This window comes from Pseudomonas sp. Root329 (assembly GCF_001424925.1).
In the GTDB taxonomy this organism is placed as follows: domain Bacteria; phylum Pseudomonadota; class Gammaproteobacteria; order Pseudomonadales; family Pseudomonadaceae; genus Aquipseudomonas; species Aquipseudomonas arabinosi.
On sequence record NZ_LMCV01000004.1, the window covers coordinates 95,881 to 111,749 of the forward strand.

Here is a 15,869-nt window from a genome sequence, read left to right on the forward strand (position 1 = left end):
ACCCATGAGACCTTTCTGGCTGGAACAGGCGCTGGCGGCCGAGTCCTGCGCGCCGTGCGAACCCTTGGCGGGTGACACTCGCGCCGATGTCTGCATCGTCGGCGGCGGCTACACCGGGTTGTGGACCGCGATCATGCTCAAGGAACAGAACCCCGAGCTGGATGTGCTGCTGATCGAGGCTGATATCTGCGGCGCCGGTGCCAGTGGCCGAAACGGTGGTTGTGCACTGTCGTGGTCGGCCAAGTACTTCACCCTTGAACGGCTGTTCGGCGTCGAAGAAGCCGTGCGACTGGTCAAGGAATCGGAGCGCAGCATCCATGCCATCGGCGCCTTTTGCGAGCAGTACGCGGTGGACGCCGATTACCGCCTCGACGGTACGCTCTACACTGCCACCAACCGTGCCCAATGCGGCTCGACCGACGCCGTGATCGCGGCGCTGGAGCGCAATGGCATCAACTCTTTCACCCAACGGCCGGTGGCCGATGTGCAACGCATGGCCGGTTCCAGCAAACATCTGGAAGGCTGGTTTTCCCCGGCGGCGGCCAGTGTGCAGCCGGGCAAACTGGTGCGCGGTTTGCGCCGGGTCGCCTTGCAACTCGGCGTGAGGATTCACGAGCACACCGCCATGACCGGGTTGCAGGAGGGCAAGCCAGCGGGGATACAAACCCCGAACGGCACCGTTCGCGCTGATCGCGTGGTACTGGCGATGAACGCCTGGATGGCCCGGGCATTTCCACAGTTCGAGCGCAGTGTGGCGATTGTTTCCAGCGACATGCTGATCACCGAACCGCGACCCGATCTGCTCAACGAGATCGGTTTGACCAGCGGCGTCACCGTGCTCGATTCGCGGATTTTCGTGCACTACTACCACAACACCCCGGACGGCCGAATCATGCTCGGCAAGGGCGGCAACACCTTTGCTTACGGCGGGCGAGTGTTGCCGGTGTTCGATCAGCCATCGCCCTATGCCGGTTTGTTGCAACACAGCCTGAGCGAGTTCTTTCCGGCGTTTGCCCAGGTCAAGGTCGAGGCGACCTGGAACGGTCCGTCTGATCGCTCGGTCACCGGTTTGCCGTTCTTCGGTCAGATGAGCGCCAGTGGCAACGTGTTTTATGGTTTCGGATATTCCGGCAGCGGGGTTGGCCCGTGTCATATGGGCGGGCAGATTCTCGCCTCGATGGTCCAGGGGCTGGACAACGCCTGGACCCGTTCGCCGCTGGTCAACGGCCCGTTGGGCTTGTTTCCGCCGGAACCGATTCGTTACCTCGGCTCATTGATGGTGCGCAACGCCATCCGCCGCAAGGAGCGCGCCGAAGATCACGGGCGCCGGCCACGGCATCTGGATGTGCGTCTGGCGAAGTTCGCGGCGGCGGCCGGCAAGGCAGACAAGGGCTGAGTGTCAGGGCGTGAGGTCCGAGCGATTGACCAGCCAATCGAGTAGCAAGTGGCTATCGCGGCGTGGCGCGGGAACAGGCCGAGTGCGCGGGTGATGGCCCATGCCGACGCACAGCACCGGCCGGTCCGGGTCACTGTCGAGAAAACTGATCAGGACGTCGCTGCTGGCCTTTGGCAGGCTGGACGGGTCAATCCGACCGTCCGGCGTTGCAAGGGCTACCGGTAACCAGAGACCGGCAGACTCAAGCGGATCCGCTTCCGCTGTTGGCCACAGCCTGACCTGTATTCGACCTCGATCATCCAGCACAGCCGGCTGCCCGGCCGGGCCCAGCACCCGGGCGGTTTGATAACCCGGGATGCTCGGCCTGGTCTGTCTGAGCGCCGGCCTGAAGACCGTTGACCAGGGAATGGCGGTGAACTGATTGCGGTAATGGCGGACAGTGACAGGTTTGTCGGTGGCAAGAATCGAAGGTTGTTGCCCCTGATGTCGGGTTTCGGTGAGCAGCCACTGATCGTTGAAATTCGGCAGTGGATGTTCTGACACTTGCACTATCCGTGCGCTGCGCAGTGCGCTCTGGTTGCTTTGACCGTGGATCTGCAGGTGCTGGCAACGCAGACGTTCCAGGTGTCGTCGGCTCAACTGATCGCGATGGATGTGCTCGGGCGCGGGGCGGACCATCACGGGCAATGGTTTGCTGAACGCATGGTTGGCCGCGCCGTCGTCGGGGCTTTGCGAGCCTCGGTTCCTGGCCTCCAGTCGCGAGGGAAAGGGCGGCGAGTCATGGCGCTGGAACAGCTCATTGATCACCGGCACGTCACTGTCTTCGGGCGCGTTGCCCTGGAAAGGCGTAAGGACGGGTTCCTGGGGGAAACTCAGGCTGTCATCCGCCAGGACCAGCACATGCCCGTCGCGCTGATGTTCGAAGTGATAGTGAATGCCTTCTTCTTCGCACAGCCGTTGCAGCAATGCCAGATCGCTCTCCTCGTACTGAATGCAAAAAGACCGGACAGGATAGTGTCCGTTGGACAATTCGAAGCGATAGCTACCCTCGGGCACATCATGTTCCTCCAGCAGTTGGCGCAGGATCATCGGTACGCTGAGGTGATGAAAGACGCGGCGTGAACGCTGCCGGTCGAGCCATTGAAGGTAGGGCACCAGCACCAGTTTGTAGCCGATCCGGTGGGGGCCGCGATGCTCGCGACTGGCACTGTGAAGGACGCCGTGAATACCCTGGCCCTCCATCAGGCTGAGGAACACCGGCTGTTGCAGCAGTCGGTCGAGGTTCATGGCCGGTGCGAGACCGATGACTTCGATGTCGAATCGATAGGGCTGGTTGAGGGCTTCTCGGCCACTGAACTGCAACACCTGCAAACTCAAATCGCCGTCGAGGAGTGTCAGGGTGAAGGGACTTTCCTTGTCGTTGTGCATCGAACGCGCTTCTGCCATGGAATTCGGGCGCAGAGGGTACGAAACCACAGCCCTTTATGGTCACCGCAAATCGAAGTTTCAGAATCGCCCTACAACTGCCGGTGAAGATGTCGATTGGTCATGCGGGTGAACAGGGTGGATTTTTTGGTCGATTGCCAACTTTAGGGCGTATAAACTTGCGCCATGCGTCGGCCAATAGATGTCTCGGCGCCACAGATCAAGAGAGTGAGTAATGGGCGCACAGTGGAAGGTTAAACACAAAGAAGCGGCATCTAACGCCAAGGGCAAGATCTTCGGCAAACTGGTAAAAGAAATCACCATTGCTGCCCGCAACGGTGCCGATACTGCCACCAACGCACACCTGCGTCTGGTGGTCGAGCAGGCCAAGAAAGCCTCGATGCCCAAGGAAACCCTGGATCGCGCGATCAAGAAAGGCGCGGGCCTGTTGGGCGAAACCGTGCAATACCATCGCGTGACCTATGAAGGCTTCGCACCGCACCAGGTGCCGCTGATCGTTGAATGCGTGACCGACAACATCAACCGCACCGTCGCTGAAATCCGTGTTGCGTTCCGCAAGGGCCAATTGGGCGCTTCCGGTTCGGTAGCGTGGGACTTCAACCATGTCGGCATGATCGAGGCGTCCCCGGACAGCCCTGACGCCGATCCGGAAATGGCCGCGATCGAAGCTGGCGCCCAGGATTTCGAGCCGGGCGAAGAAGAGGGCACGACCCTGTTCCTGACCGAGCCTGCGGATCTGGACGCCGTGCAGAAAGCCCTGCCTGAGCAAGGGTTCACCGTGTTGTCGGCCAAGCTGGGTTATCAGCCGAAAAATCCGGTCAGTGGTCTGAGCGATGAGCAGATGGCTGAAGTCGAAGCCTTCCTCGAAGGCCTCGATAACCACGATGACGTGCAGGACATGTTTGTTGGTTTGGCGGGTTAAACCGTTTCTTCGGTGACCGCTTTGCGGTCACCGATTCTCCAAGGCTCGCACAATCTCGCCGAACCCCGGCCGCGCCAGCACCTGCGGCTGACAGCAGCGCTGCCGTAATGCCTCCAGCAGCACCCGACCCTCATCGCTCAACCCCGAGTCGATCCGCTCCAACAATTCCCCCAGCAAAATACCAAACGCCCGCACTTCGATCCGTTGCAGCGCACGGCTTTCAAGGCTGTCCGAGGTGGCATGGAAAGACGCCGCGCCGAAATCCCCCAGCAGGCAATCACCGTGCTCGTTCCACAGAATATTGTGGCCGTAGAGGTCGCCGTGGGTGATGCCATGCTGGTGCAAATGCTCGGCTGCCGAGGCGATGCCACAGGCGATGCGCAATGCCACACCCGCGCTGAACCGGGTGTCATTGGCGTAAACGTCGCGGGTACATGACGCCAGGCTCGGCAGCCCGGCCAGATTGCGATAGCTCGGATCGATCAGCTGCATCACCAGCCCGGCCTGAGCTTCTGGATGCCCGACGACGCGCCCTTCAACCCGGATCAGGTTGGGATGACTACCGGCGGTGATGCAGGCGTTCATTTCGTGCAACGGCGAGCCATCGCTGGTCATTTCGCCTTTGTAGAGTTTGACCGCGACCTGTGTGGCCGGTTGGTCCTGTCGATCCCAATTAGCCCGATGAATCACCCCCGACGCGCCTTCGCCCAGTTTCTGCTCCAGACGCAGTTCGGACCAGGGAATACGGGGCGTGGCTTCGAGGGCGGCCGCATCGGCTTCGGTCTCCAGCGGGTTGCCGGCGTACGCCAGCCAGGCCAGGCTCGGCAGGGACAGCAGCCACTCGGGTAACTCGCTCAACTGGTTGGCGGCGATGCGGATCAGTTCGAGTTGATGGCAATGACGCAAGCTCTCCGGCAAACGTTGCAAGTGGTTGCCGGCGAGCATGAGTTTTTGCAGGTGGGGGCGTTCACCCAGCTCGGCCGGCAACTCAGTGATGCAGTTATCGGTCAGGATCAGCCAGCGCAGCAACGGTGGCAGCGCGGCGCCGGGCACGCGTTCGATGCGGTTGGCCTTGAAGCTGACCATCGTCAGTGCGGCGCAGTGGCCCAGGCAGTCGGGCAGTTCGGTGAACAGATTGTCCGCGCAGAACAGCACGCGCAAACGGGGCAGGCGGTGCAAGTCATCCGGCAGGCTGCTCAAGGCATTGCCGCTGAGGTTGAGGACTTCCAGCGAGTCCGCCAGGTCGAAGATTTCTCGCGGAAACTCCGTCAGGCCACAGCCGAGGTCCAGGCGGGTAATGCCCGACAGTTGGCCGGCGCGTAGTTGGGCAAGGGTATCCATGAACAGATTCACTATTGATCAAAGGGAAGGCGCGGGGCCTTGAAATGGGCGACATGATACCGGCAAAGGTGCGGTGTCTGTCAGGCCGCCTTCGCGAGCAAGCCCGCTCCCACATTGGATCGGTGTACAACACAACACTAGTGTGGGAGCGGGCTTGCTCGCGAAGAGGCCAGCAGCCGCACCGAAGAATATTGATCAGACCGCTCCCTTCATTTCCACCAACTGCCCCAACCGGCTGCGCGTGCGCGCCAGATCGATGGCATCGCCGCCCAGGCTTTCGCGCAAAGACTGCTGCCCGAGCAGAATCAGGTGCTTGTCCTGGTCGTACAGGACGTCGACCAGGTTGATGAAACGCTGTTGGGCGGCGATGGAACAATCGGCGAGGTTGGGCAGTTCATCGATGAACCAGTGATCGAAACGTCGGCACAGCTCCAGGTAATCCATCACCGCAGTCGGTTGGTCGCACAGATCGCCGAAGGTGAAACCGATGGTTCGCCCTTCGCAGTGTCGGGCCTGAAGGTTGCGTGTCCCGACGGGCAGCTGAATGGCCGGCGCGTCGCGTTCGGGCAGGTTCAACGATTGACGCTGCGCCAGCGTGGCCGGCCAGACGTACCGTCCCTGGGTAAACAACTGCTGGGCATGGGTTCTGACCTGACTGCGGTAGTCGTGGGGGCCGCCGACCTCCATGACCTGCATGCGTGCGTTGATCAGGTCGATCACCGGTTTGAAGCGCGCGTGGTACAGCGGGTTGGGTAGCAGTCCTTCCGGTGGGTAGTTGGAAGTGACCAGCAGCAGGATGCCTCGGCGGAACAATGCCTTGAACAGCCGGGTGATGAGCATCGCGTCGCCGATGTCATGGACGTGAAACTCGTCGAAACACAGCACCCGGCAATCGCGCAGCTGTTCGTCGAGGGTGGTTTCCAGCGCATCGGGCTGATCGCGATGACTGAACATCCCTTGATGAAGGTGCGCAAAAAACTCATGAAAATGCAGGCGCTTTTTTTCCGCGATGGGAATGGCCTGGAAAAAACCGTCGAGCAGCCAGCTCTTGCCGCGACCCACGGCGCCGTGCAGGTATAGGCCGGGGAGCGTTTTTGCCGAGGTGCCCGCCAGCGCAGCGGCGTGTTGCGCCATGCAGTCGATGACACGCAGTTGGCTATGGCTGAGGGTGTAGCCCTGGGAGTGGGCCTTGCGGTGGAAGTAGTCGTGGATGACTCGACCGGTCGCGCTGTTACCGGCGGATGCAGCCGATGACTTGCCGAACAAGCGGCGTAGCGCAGGCCAGCGTGGTGCGAGTCGCGAACGGTTGGGCGGTCGAACGGCCACTGTGATTTCACCCCGTAATCTTCATGCCGGCTCCCAGAGCGGCGGCATAGTGTAACCAGAGGGGGAATTTTCATTCCAGTAGTGTCGGCCTGTAGCAGCTGCCGAGCTTGCGAGGCTGCGTTCGGCTGCGCAGCAGTCGTAAAACCAAGCACCGCGGTCATTCAGGTAAACCGCTGGGAATGGATTGGCGACTGCTTCGCAGCCGAACGCAGCCTCGCAAGCTCGGCAGCTGCTACATCGATTGCGTTCCTGCTGACAGCTATGGGGTATTTGTCAGTTACCGCTCGATACTGCGATTCCACCGCGCATTCCAAGCCGGGCGCTGTTCGTTGACCTGATCCCAATCGATCGCAATGGCCGTGGTCAGGTACTGCTTCATCGCCTCGACCTGGCCGCGGGTCTTGTCAGTGGTCGGGGTATTGGGGTTGGACGGGATCTGGTCGCCGTCTTCAAGTGCGGCGGCCTGCGCTTCCGGCGTCAGCAAGAAGGCGGCGAGTTTCTGCGCCAGTTCCGGCTGAGTGTTGTTGGCGATGGCACATTCGGCCACGTTGAGCACCACGGCGCCTTCCTTCGGTTGCGCATACTCCACCGGCATGCCCTTGAGTTTCAGGGCGGTGACCTGGGTCGGCGTCAGTGGGAACAGCGCGGCTTCGTCGGTCTGAAGCATTTCGGAAATCTTCGCCGAACTCGGAATGTACTCCAGCACGTTGCGCCCGACGGTGTTCGGCCACGCCTTGAAGCCCGGCTCGACGTCGGTTTCGCTGCCGCCCTGAATCCGGTTGAACATCAGGAAGCCATGTAGGCCGAAGGTCGAGGACGCCATCGACTGGAACACCAGTTTGTCCTTGAAGCGCGGGTCGGCCATGTCCATCCACGAGGTCGGTGCGGTCCAGCCTTTCTCCTTGAACAGACGCGTGTTGTACGCCAGCCCGGTCACGCCGAGGCTGACTGCCACGGCTTGATCCTTGATGCGGCCCTTGGCCGGAATCTGCGCCAGCGGTGCGCTGTCTTCGAGTTTGTCGCACAGCCCCATGGCGATGGCGCGGTACATGATGCCGTCGTCGAGGAACATCACGTGCATCTGCGGGTTGCCTTTGCTGGCCTGGACCTTGGCCAGAATATCGGCGGAGGTGCCGGGCACAATCACCACTTTGACGTTATTGGCCTTCTCGAAAACCGGCAGCACCTTATCGGCGTAGAGCCGCTCCATGGTCCCGCCGTTCATGCCCAGGTAAAGCGTCGGTTCGGCCTGGGCCTGGGCGGTGGCGAGCAGGGCGCTCATGCAGGAGATACCGAGCAGTGCAGTGCGTTTGACGTTATTCATTGGCGCGACCTTCCTCTATCAAGCAACGGAGATGGAGTGAAACCGGGTGATGGAAAACGCATCCAGTGGCGTCTTTGAGGCGCCGCTGCAGATGATTTCGGTGAGCGCCTGGCCCACCGCGGGACCGATTTGAAAGCCCGCGCCGGCAAAGCCGAACGCGTGCAGCAGACCGGGTTGAGTGCCACTGTGGCCGATCACCGGTTGGCGATCGGGCAGGTAACCTTCGGTGCCGCTCCAGGTACGAATCGCCTGGGCGCCTTCAAGAAACGGATAGAGCTCGACCGCTTGACGCAGGATCTCGATCACCGCGTGCTGACCGGGCCGGGCGCGGGCGCCGTCGAGGGCAAAACCCTGACCGCCACCCAACACGCAATTGCCGCGCGCGACCTGACGCGCATAGATACCGCCGCCCTCGACCCCGGTGCTGGCATTCATCACCAGCGGCAAGGGCTCGGTGACCAGCATCGCCGGGTGCCCGGCGTGCATCGGCACGCCCTCACCGAATTGTTTTGCCAGAGTGTCGGCCCAGGCGCCGGCGCAATTCAGCAGCCAGGGCGCCTGCAGCTCCAGACCGGTTTGCGTGCTGATGCGAAAGCGCTGACCGTCGTGTTCCACCGCCGTCACCGGGCATTGTTCATGGACTTGCGCACCATGTCGCCGCGCCGCCCGGGCAAACGCCGGGGAGACCAGTCGCGGGTTGGCATGACCGTCATCGGGGCAAAACGAGGCACCGACCGCCACCTCGCCGACCCACGGAAAACGGGCACGCAATTCACTGCGCTCGAGTACCTGCAAATCGAGGCCAAAGCCACGACTGCTGGCGGCATAGTCTTGCAAGGCGTGCAGGTCGCTGAGGCTGCGGGCCAGTTTCAGGTGGCCGCTGCGCTGATACTCACCGTCGATGCCAATCAGCTGCGGCAGTTGCCCCCATATGTCGTGGGCCCGTTGCGACAGCGGCAGTTGCGACAGCGGTCGCCCCTGACGCCGCACGCCGCCGTAGTTCACGCCGCTGGAGTGCGAACCACAGAAGTCCCGCTCCAGCAGCGCCACGCGACGCCCGGCCTTGCTCAGAAAAAGCGCGGCGGAGGCGCCGACAATTCCGCCGCCAATGATGACGGCATCGACTTCGATCATGACTCGACCTCCAGACCAAACGGCAGGGGTTTGATGGGGGCCTGAGCCCGAAGCCTGCCGATGTCGGACACGCAGCGCTGGCTTTCGCAGGCAATGATTTCCGCAGCGGCGGCGCCACACATCCGGCCTTGACAGCGCCCCATGCCGACCCGGCAATGCGCCTTGACCCGGTTGATCTCCCAATGGCCCTCGCGTACGACCTGACGGATGTCGCCGGCCCGCACTTCTTCGCAGCGGCAGATCATCACGTCATTCGGGGCATCGGCGGCCCATTGCTCGGGAAAGATGAAGGCCCGCTCCAGACCTTGGCGGAAGGTATCGATCCGCCCCAGCGCCTGTTCCAATTGCGCCCCACGTTGCGGCGGGATCAGGTAACCGATGTCTTCGAGCAACGCCAGGGCCGCGCGTTCGCCGGCCATTTCCGCCGCGTCGGCGCCCATGATGCCGGCGCCGTCACCGGCCAGGTAAACCTCGGCGACACTGCTACGACCGGCGCTGTCACGTTGCGGCAGCCAGGCGCGGTTGAGCGGGTTCCAGGCGAATTCACAGCCGAGCAGGTCGGCCAGTTGGGTTTCACTGCGCAGGCCGTGGGCGAAGGCGACGGCGTCGCAATCGAGTGGCTGTTCACCCTTTGAGTTGGACCAGTTCAGCGATTGCACACGTTGTTCGCCATTGATGCGTTTCAGGCTGGCACCCTGGTGTACCGGGATGCCATGGGCGGTCAGCCAGCTGCGGTAATAGATGCCTTTGGCCAGGGTGGCCGGTTGCGAGAGCAGGCCGGGCAGGGCGCGGGCCTGAGCGCTGAAAGGCGAACTGTCGAGCACAGCGACCACCTTTGCGCCGGCCTTGGCGTATTGATACGCCACCAGGTACAGCAACGGACCACTGCCGGCGAACACCACGCGTTCACCGATGGCGCAGCCTTGAAATTTGAGGGCGATCTGCGCTGCGCCGAGGCTGTAGACCCCCGGAAGGGTCCAGCCCGGTACCGGCAGAATCCGGTCGGTGGCGCCCGTGGCGACGATCACCCGGGAGAACGCCAGCCGCGCGGCGCGGCCTTCATGCAAGGTGTCGAGCGCACCGTCCTCGGCGTTCCACACCAGGGTTTCAGGACGGTAGTCGAGTTGCTCGCGCAGCACGTCGATCGTCTGATGCAACGCGTTGGCCTTGCCGGCTTCGAAGCCATACAGCTTGACCGGCGAACGCTTGAAGTTGGCCGGTTGGCGACGATAAATCTGCCCGCCACCGCGTGCTGCTTCGTCCAGCAGCACCGGGCGAACGCCGTGGGCGACCAGGGTTTGTGCGGCACGTATACCGGCCGGACCGGCACCGATGATGACTACAGGCTTCATACCCAACCCCCTGTGGGAGCGAGCTTGCTCGCGAAGAGGGCGGCACATTCAATAGGTGTGGTGGCTGACACGACGCTTTCGCGAGCAAGCCCGCTCCCACAGGGAATCCGGTTTGTGCAGGTAGATTGGGTGTTCATATCGTGCGTCCCGGTTCGCGGCTGATTCGCTGCCCGGCTTCGAGCAGCGTTGAGCAGGCCCGCACGCGTCGACCATCGCCCAATCGAACCCAGCAGTCCTGACAGGCTCCCATCATGCAAAACCCGGCGCGGGGTTCGGCGCTGAAGTCGCTGCCGCGCAAGTGTTCGCTGCAGGTCAGCACCGCCGTCAGCAAGGTGTCGCCGAGCAGGCCGGTGGCCGGTTGGCCGTCGAGGGTAAAGTCCAGGGCCGGGCGGTCGCCTTCGGCCAGTCGTTTCAGCAGAGCCATGGCGCCCTCATTGTTTGCCCACCAGAACCCGATCGAGGCCGTAGACCCGGTCGAGCAAAATCATCGTCAGCGCGGTCAGCGCAATCACCAGTGCCGACACCGCCGCCATCATCGGATCGATGGATTCGGTGGCGTACACGTACATCCGCACCGGCAAGGTTTGCGTGGCTGGCGAGGTGACGAAAATCGACAGCGTGACCTCGTCAAAACTGTTGATGAACGCCAGCAGCCAGCCACCGGCCACTCCCGGCAGAATCATCGGCAAGGTGATTTCCCTGAACAGCGTGAAGCGCCCGGCACCGAGCGATTGCGCGGCGTGTTCGGCGCTGCGATCCAGGCCGATGGCCGACGCCAGCACCAGTCGCAGTACGTACGGTGTGATCACCAGCACGTGGGCGAAGATCAGCCAGGCGAAGCTGCCGTTGACGCCCATCAGCGCAAACAAGCGCAGCAATGCGACACCCAACACCAAGTGCGGAATGATGATCGGCGACAGGAACAAACCATTGAAAAAGTCGCGGCCGGGGAACTCGAAGCGCGTGATCGCCAGCGCCGCCGGCACCGCAATCAACGTCGCCAGACTGGCGGCGCAGAACGCCAGGATCAGGCTGTTGTAGAACGCATCGACAAAGTCAGCACGCTCGAACACTGCGCGGAACCAGCGCAGGGAAAACTCCGTGGTCGGCAGGCTCAGGGTGTTTTCCGGGGTGAAGGCCACGAGGCAGACCACCACCAGCGGCGCCAGCATGAACAGCACCACCAGGGTATGGAACAGCAGGGCGAAAGGACCGTTCTTGGACATGACGAGTTATCCCAATGACTTCTTGTAGCGGCCTTCGATCATCCGGTTCCACGACAGCATGATCAGCAGGTTGAGCAACAGCAGGGCCACGGCGATGGCCGCGCCCATCGGCCAGTTGAGCTCCGACAGGTACTGGTCGTAGATCAGCGTGGCGACCATTTTTATCCGGCGTCCGCCGAGCAGGCCGGGAATCGCGAAGGAGCTGGCTGCGAGGCCGAACACGATTAAGGTGCCCGAGAGCACGCCGGGCATGATTTGCGGCAGCACCACTTGGCGCATCACGGTGAAGTGGCTGGCACCGAGGGACATCGCGGCCTGCTCGGCGGCCGGGTCGAGTTTTTGCAGCGAGGTCCAGACCGGAATGATCATGAACGGCAGCATCACGTGGACCAGCGCAATCACCACCGCGAACGGCGTGTAGAGCAGCTTCATCGGCGAGCCACCGAAGGCTTGCAGGGTCTGGTTAACCAGGCCGTCGGCACCCAGCAGCAGGCTCCAGCCGAAGGCGCGCACCACCACCGAAATCAGCAACGGGGTGAGGATCAGAATCAGGAAAATCGAGCGCCAAGGCGTGCCCATGCGGCTGAGGATGTAGGCCTCGGGCACGCCGATCACCACGCAGAGGAGGGTGGTCAGGGCGCTGATCCACATCGTGCGCAGAAAGATTTCGTAGAAGTACGAATCGCCGAGCAGGCTGCTGTAGTGACCGAGGGTGTAGGCGTCGCTGTTGATCCCCGAGCTGTAGTCGAAGACGTTGAACGACAGCACCAAGGTCAGCAGCAGCGGGATAACCAGCAGGCTCAGGTATAAGGCCAGGGCCGGTGCCGACAGCCAATAACCCTGGCGTCCCTGGCGAATGGCGACAAGCGTACTCATGCCGGCACCTCGTCGACACTCAGCACCCGCAGCAACGTTGCGTCCCAGTCGAGGCCGACCGCCGTGCCTTCGGTCAGCGGTGCCGAACCGTCATTGCGGCGAACCACGCTGAGTTCGCCCAGGGTCGTCGATACGCCGTACAGCCATTGGCTGCCGAGAAAGAAGCGGCTGACGATGTTGCCTTGCAGACGGCCCTGACCTTTGTCCCGCAGATCGATTTTTTCCGGGCGCAGACTCAGGGTCAGTTCGCCGCCACTGCTCACTTGGACGGTGCCGGTACTGTCCCGATCGCCGGGCAGCAAATTGGCCTTGCCAACGAACCCGGAAATGAACTCGGTGCGCGGATGTTCGTAGAGGGTGTAGGGCGCGTCGATTTGGGTGATGCGCCCGGCTTGCATCACCACTACCCGGTCGCTGATGGACAGCGCTTCGGACTGGTCATGGGTGACCATCAGCGTGGTGATCCCGACTTCACGCTGGATGCGGCGGATCTCGAATTGCATCTCTTCGCGCAGGTTGGCGTCGAGGTTGGACAGCGGCTCATCGAGCAACAGGACCGGCGGCTCGATCACCAAGGCCCGAGCCAATGCAACGCGTTGACGCTGGCCGCCGGAGAGCTCCCGGGGATAACGCTCGGCATGCTGGTTCAGGCGTACCAGTTTCAGCACCCGGTCCACTCGCTGCTGCAACTCGCCGTTGGCCACTTTGCGCATGCGCAGGCCGAAGGCGACGTTGTCTTTCACGGTCATGTGCGGGAACAGCGCGTAACTCTGGAACACCACGCCCAGACCGCGGCTGGCGGGTTTGGCGTGGGTGATGTCGCGACCGTCCAGAACAATGCGTCCGCTCGTGACTTCGACGAAGCCGGCGATCATTTGCAGGGTGGTGGTTTTGCCGCATCCGGAGGGGCCGAGCAGCGAGACAAACTCGCCTTTTTCGACCGAGAGGTTAGTAGCAACGACGGCGTCGATCTCGCCGTAACGTTTACCGAGTCCTTCAAGTTGCACAAAAGCCATAACTGCGCTCCACCTGAGATTGTTATGCGTCGCCCGAAGGCGCGCTTTTTTGTATGGGCAGATACGAAAAGGTCTTGCTGGGTGCGTTGGCGCTCGACTTCAGTCGGCTGCCGCTGTTGTTCGAATCGCCCCTGTCTGGACGCAGAGTAGGACGAAGAATAGGATGGGCTCAATGGCCTATTTCACTGAAGCGATGACTATTTTCAGTTTCATTCGGTGAGTAAATTAATACTCGAGAAAACCCATGACAGATTCCATTGAGCGGAATGAAAGCAAAAGTGATGTCGGTGTTGGCGCAGTCTCCAGACTGTTTGCCGTGCTGCGCAGTCTGGGTGACACCGTCGAGGGCGGGGAGCGGGTGACGCAACTGGCCCAGCGCATTGGCCTGTCGCAACCGACCACGCACCGCTTGCTGCGCAGCCTGATGGATGAGGGCATGGTCGAGCAGGATGCGCGCAGCAAACGCTATCGCCTGAGCCTGGAGTTCTTTGCCCTGGCGGCCCGCGCCGGGAACACCGGAAACCTGCGCGAACTGGTGCGTCCGGCGCTGCTGCGGCTGTCGGCATCGTTGGGGGATTCGTTGTTTTTGTTGGCGCGCAGTGGGTTTGATGCGATCTGCCTGGATCGCAGTGAAGGGCCGTTTCCGATCCGTACGTTTACCGGTGACATTGGCGGGCGGGTGGCGCTGGGTGTGGGGCAGGGTAGCCTGGCGATTCTTGCGTTTTTGCCGGAAGAAGAGCGCGACACGGTGATTCACTACAACTTGCCGAGGCTCAAGGATTTCCACCTGTACGACGAGGTGTTCCTGCGCTCCGAAGTCGAGAACGTGCGCAAGCTCGGTTATGCCGGGCGCAACACCGGCGTGTTGCAGGGCATGGCCGGGGTGGCGGTGCCGATTCTGGATCGTGAAGGGCGGGCGGTCGCGGCGTTGAGTGTGGCCACCGTCAGTGATCGGCTGGGGCCGGATCGCTTGCCGACGGTGGTCGAAATGCTCAAGCGCGAAGCGGCGCTGATCGGGCCGCGGATCAATCCGTTCGACCCGTTGCTGCGCCGGCCTTCGCAAGTGTTTGGGCAGGGTTGAAACCGCCACAACTCCCCTGTGGGAGCGATGGTGATCAGAACTGCGCGGTTTGCTTAAGCATCTGCGCCGCCGGCGTATCGCTCGGGCTGACCATCGCGTAGTTGTACCCGCCCCCTGACCAGTACTCGGCCTGCAACTCGCCATCGCTGCGACTGCCCCTCGGTAACAGGTAGTTTTTCGGTCCCGGCGGGCGGACGTAGAAGCTGACTTTATGGCCGCTTTGATCCTCGTAGACCACCATCGCCGCCGGCCCTTGCTCGGTGCTCAGTAAGCGTCCGCTGACCGGTTTGAAACCGGCGCCCGAGAGGTCCGGCAAGCGATTGGCCTGAGTGAAATAGCGGTCGAGCCAACCCTGCATGTCACCGTCGTCGCTGACTGTGTAATCGGCCGGCAGGATGCCTTTCTGGGCAATCAGGCGATAGGCCTGCAGGGCATCGGTCATCGGCAGTTGGGTACTGACGAGCGTCATCTCCCGGGCTTGCCAACCGCTGAACCCGCCGACGCTGACCGCGATCAGCAACACGGCAGCGCTGGCCAGGTGACGGCGAGATTGTCGTTTGAGGCGTTGGCGAATCAGCGCCGGGTCGAGGTCCGGATTGGCCGGTTGCTGCAGGGCACCGCTCAATGCCGCGCGCAATTGCTGGGCGTCCTGCTGCCAGGCACGCACTTGGGCAGCCACCTCAGCGTTGCTGGCCAGAAAAGTTTCCATCAGACGTCGGTCGGCATCGCTGAGTTGCTGGTCGACATAAGCGTGCAGGTCACGCTCGCTTGGGGGCAGGCTGATCATTTGAATCTCCGCAGAGAAGGGCGGGTGATTTCGCCGTCGCTCAACTGGCGCAAGGCTTGGCGGGCACGGGACAGGCGGGACATTACGGTGCCGGTGGGGACGTCGAGAATCTCGGCGACCTCTTTGTAACTCAAGCCTTCGACCGAGACCCAGAGCAGCAGGGCACGTTGTTCAGTGCTGAGTTGATCGAAGGCTTTCAGGGTCGATTGGGCGATCACGGTGCGTTCCACCGACGGCTGTGAATCGTCACGACCGGTAAAGAATTCGAGCATCCGCGCATAACGCCGGGAGCGCCGGTGAGCATCGAGAAACTGTCTATACAGAATCGAAAACAGCCAGGCGCGCAAGTCGCCCTCGGGGCGTTTGTCGCCCCAACTCGACAGCGCGCGCTCAAGGCAAGACTGCACCAGGTCGTCGGCGCTGCTGGGATTGCGCGTCAACGACACGGCAAACCGGCGCAATCTGGGAATGATTTCTCGCAGTTGTTCGTCGATATCGTTCATGAAGTTCTGGCTAGTCACTACGCTTGAGTGTCTAGGAAGACGCCCGGCAGTCGAGGTTATTCCACGCCTGAAAAAATAAATACCGGGCGAGGGAATAAACCAGCGCGGGGTGCGTCTGCTTGATCCTTCTCACTTGTGG

15 protein-coding genes are annotated in these 15,869 nt (G+C 62.1%); 3 read left to right on the forward strand and 12 right to left on the reverse strand.

The annotated features are described in order from the left end of the window. Positions 1-4 precede the first annotated feature (4 nt). On the forward strand, positions 5-1,396 hold the full coding sequence (locus ASC74_RS06575; protein WP_056740263.1) for an FAD-dependent oxidoreductase: 1,392 nt from the start codon (positions 5-7) through the stop codon (positions 1,394-1,396). Positions 1,397-1,399: 3 nt separating this feature from the next. On the opposite strand, the gene ASC74_RS06580 is transcribed toward ASC74_RS06575, so the two are convergent. Next, positions 1,400-2,824 (reverse strand): type VI secretion system Vgr family protein, encoded by a 1,425-nt coding sequence (locus ASC74_RS06580; protein WP_056740458.1) that lies wholly within the window; start codon positions 2,822-2,824, stop codon positions 1,400-1,402. Between the two features lie 232 nt (positions 2,825-3,056). Between ASC74_RS06580 and ASC74_RS06585 the strand changes: the two genes are divergently transcribed. Continuing rightward, the gene (locus tag ASC74_RS06585; RefSeq protein WP_046032546.1) at positions 3,057-3,764 is read left to right on the forward strand and encodes a YebC/PmpR family DNA-binding transcriptional regulator; all 708 of its coding nucleotides are present in this window, start codon (positions 3,057-3,059) and stop codon (positions 3,762-3,764) included. A 27-nt stretch (positions 3,765-3,791) separates the two neighbouring features. Here ASC74_RS06585 and ASC74_RS06590 read toward each other — a convergent pair whose 3' ends face one another. The 9 genes from ASC74_RS06590 to ASC74_RS06630 all read right to left on the reverse strand — a co-directional run bounded on the left by ASC74_RS06590 (position 3,792) and on the right by ASC74_RS06630 (position 13,359). Beyond that, positions 3,792-5,105, reverse strand: coding sequence for a leucine-rich repeat-containing protein kinase family protein (locus ASC74_RS06590; protein WP_056740266.1), 1,314 nt, complete (start codon positions 5,103-5,105; stop codon positions 3,792-3,794). 195 nt (positions 5,106-5,300) lie between these two features. Beyond that, complete coding sequence (gene zapE / locus ASC74_RS06595) at positions 5,301-6,431, reverse strand: cell division protein ZapE (protein WP_056740268.1); 1,131 nt, start codon at positions 6,429-6,431, stop codon at positions 5,301-5,303. A 277-nt stretch (positions 6,432-6,708) separates the two neighbouring features. Continuing rightward, on the reverse strand, positions 6,709-7,755 hold the full coding sequence (locus tag ASC74_RS06600; RefSeq protein ID WP_056740270.1) for an ABC transporter substrate-binding protein: 1,047 nt from the start codon (positions 7,753-7,755) through the stop codon (positions 6,709-6,711). Between the two features lie 18 nt (positions 7,756-7,773). Next, positions 7,774-8,889, reverse strand: coding sequence for an NAD(P)/FAD-dependent oxidoreductase (locus ASC74_RS06605; protein WP_056740271.1), 1,116 nt, complete (start codon positions 8,887-8,889; stop codon positions 7,774-7,776). Next, entirely contained in the window at positions 8,886-10,241 is a 1,356-nt protein-coding gene (locus ASC74_RS06610) for an FAD/NAD(P)-dependent oxidoreductase (protein WP_056740273.1), read from the reverse strand. Before ASC74_RS06610 ends, ASC74_RS06605 begins: the two co-directional genes overlap by 4 nt. Before the next feature lie 133 nt (positions 10,242-10,374). Then, entirely contained in the window at positions 10,375-10,665 is a 291-nt protein-coding gene (locus ASC74_RS06615; protein ID WP_056740276.1) for a (2Fe-2S)-binding protein, read from the reverse strand. Between the two features lie 7 nt (positions 10,666-10,672). Beyond that, positions 10,673-11,467 (reverse strand): ABC transporter permease, encoded by a 795-nt coding sequence (locus tag ASC74_RS06620; RefSeq protein ID WP_056740278.1) that lies wholly within the window; start codon positions 11,465-11,467, stop codon positions 10,673-10,675. Positions 11,468-11,473: 6 nt separating this feature from the next. Further along, positions 11,474-12,343 (reverse strand): ABC transporter permease, encoded by an 870-nt coding sequence (locus ASC74_RS06625; protein ID WP_056740280.1) that lies wholly within the window; start codon positions 12,341-12,343, stop codon positions 11,474-11,476. Further along, positions 12,340-13,359 (reverse strand): ABC transporter ATP-binding protein, encoded by a 1,020-nt coding sequence (locus tag ASC74_RS06630; protein WP_056740282.1) that lies wholly within the window; start codon positions 13,357-13,359, stop codon positions 12,340-12,342. The genes ASC74_RS06625 and ASC74_RS06630 overlap by 4 nt, the downstream gene beginning before the upstream one ends. A gap of 244 nt (positions 13,360-13,603) precedes the next feature. Here ASC74_RS06630 and ASC74_RS06635 point away from each other — a divergent pair, with 244 nt between their 5' ends. Continuing rightward, complete coding sequence (locus ASC74_RS06635; protein ID WP_008148459.1) at positions 13,604-14,440, forward strand: IclR family transcriptional regulator; 837 nt, start codon at positions 13,604-13,606, stop codon at positions 14,438-14,440. 34 nt (positions 14,441-14,474) lie between these two features. Here ASC74_RS06635 and ASC74_RS06640 read toward each other — a convergent pair whose 3' ends face one another. Beyond that, on the reverse strand, positions 14,475-15,227 hold the full coding sequence (locus tag ASC74_RS06640; protein WP_056740284.1) for an anti-sigma factor family protein: 753 nt from the start codon (positions 15,225-15,227) through the stop codon (positions 14,475-14,477). Then, positions 15,224-15,730 (reverse strand): RNA polymerase sigma factor, encoded by a 507-nt coding sequence (locus ASC74_RS06645; RefSeq protein WP_056740286.1) that lies wholly within the window; start codon positions 15,728-15,730, stop codon positions 15,224-15,226. Before ASC74_RS06645 ends, ASC74_RS06640 begins: the two co-directional genes overlap by 4 nt. Between the last annotated feature and the right edge of the window lie 139 nt (positions 15,731-15,869).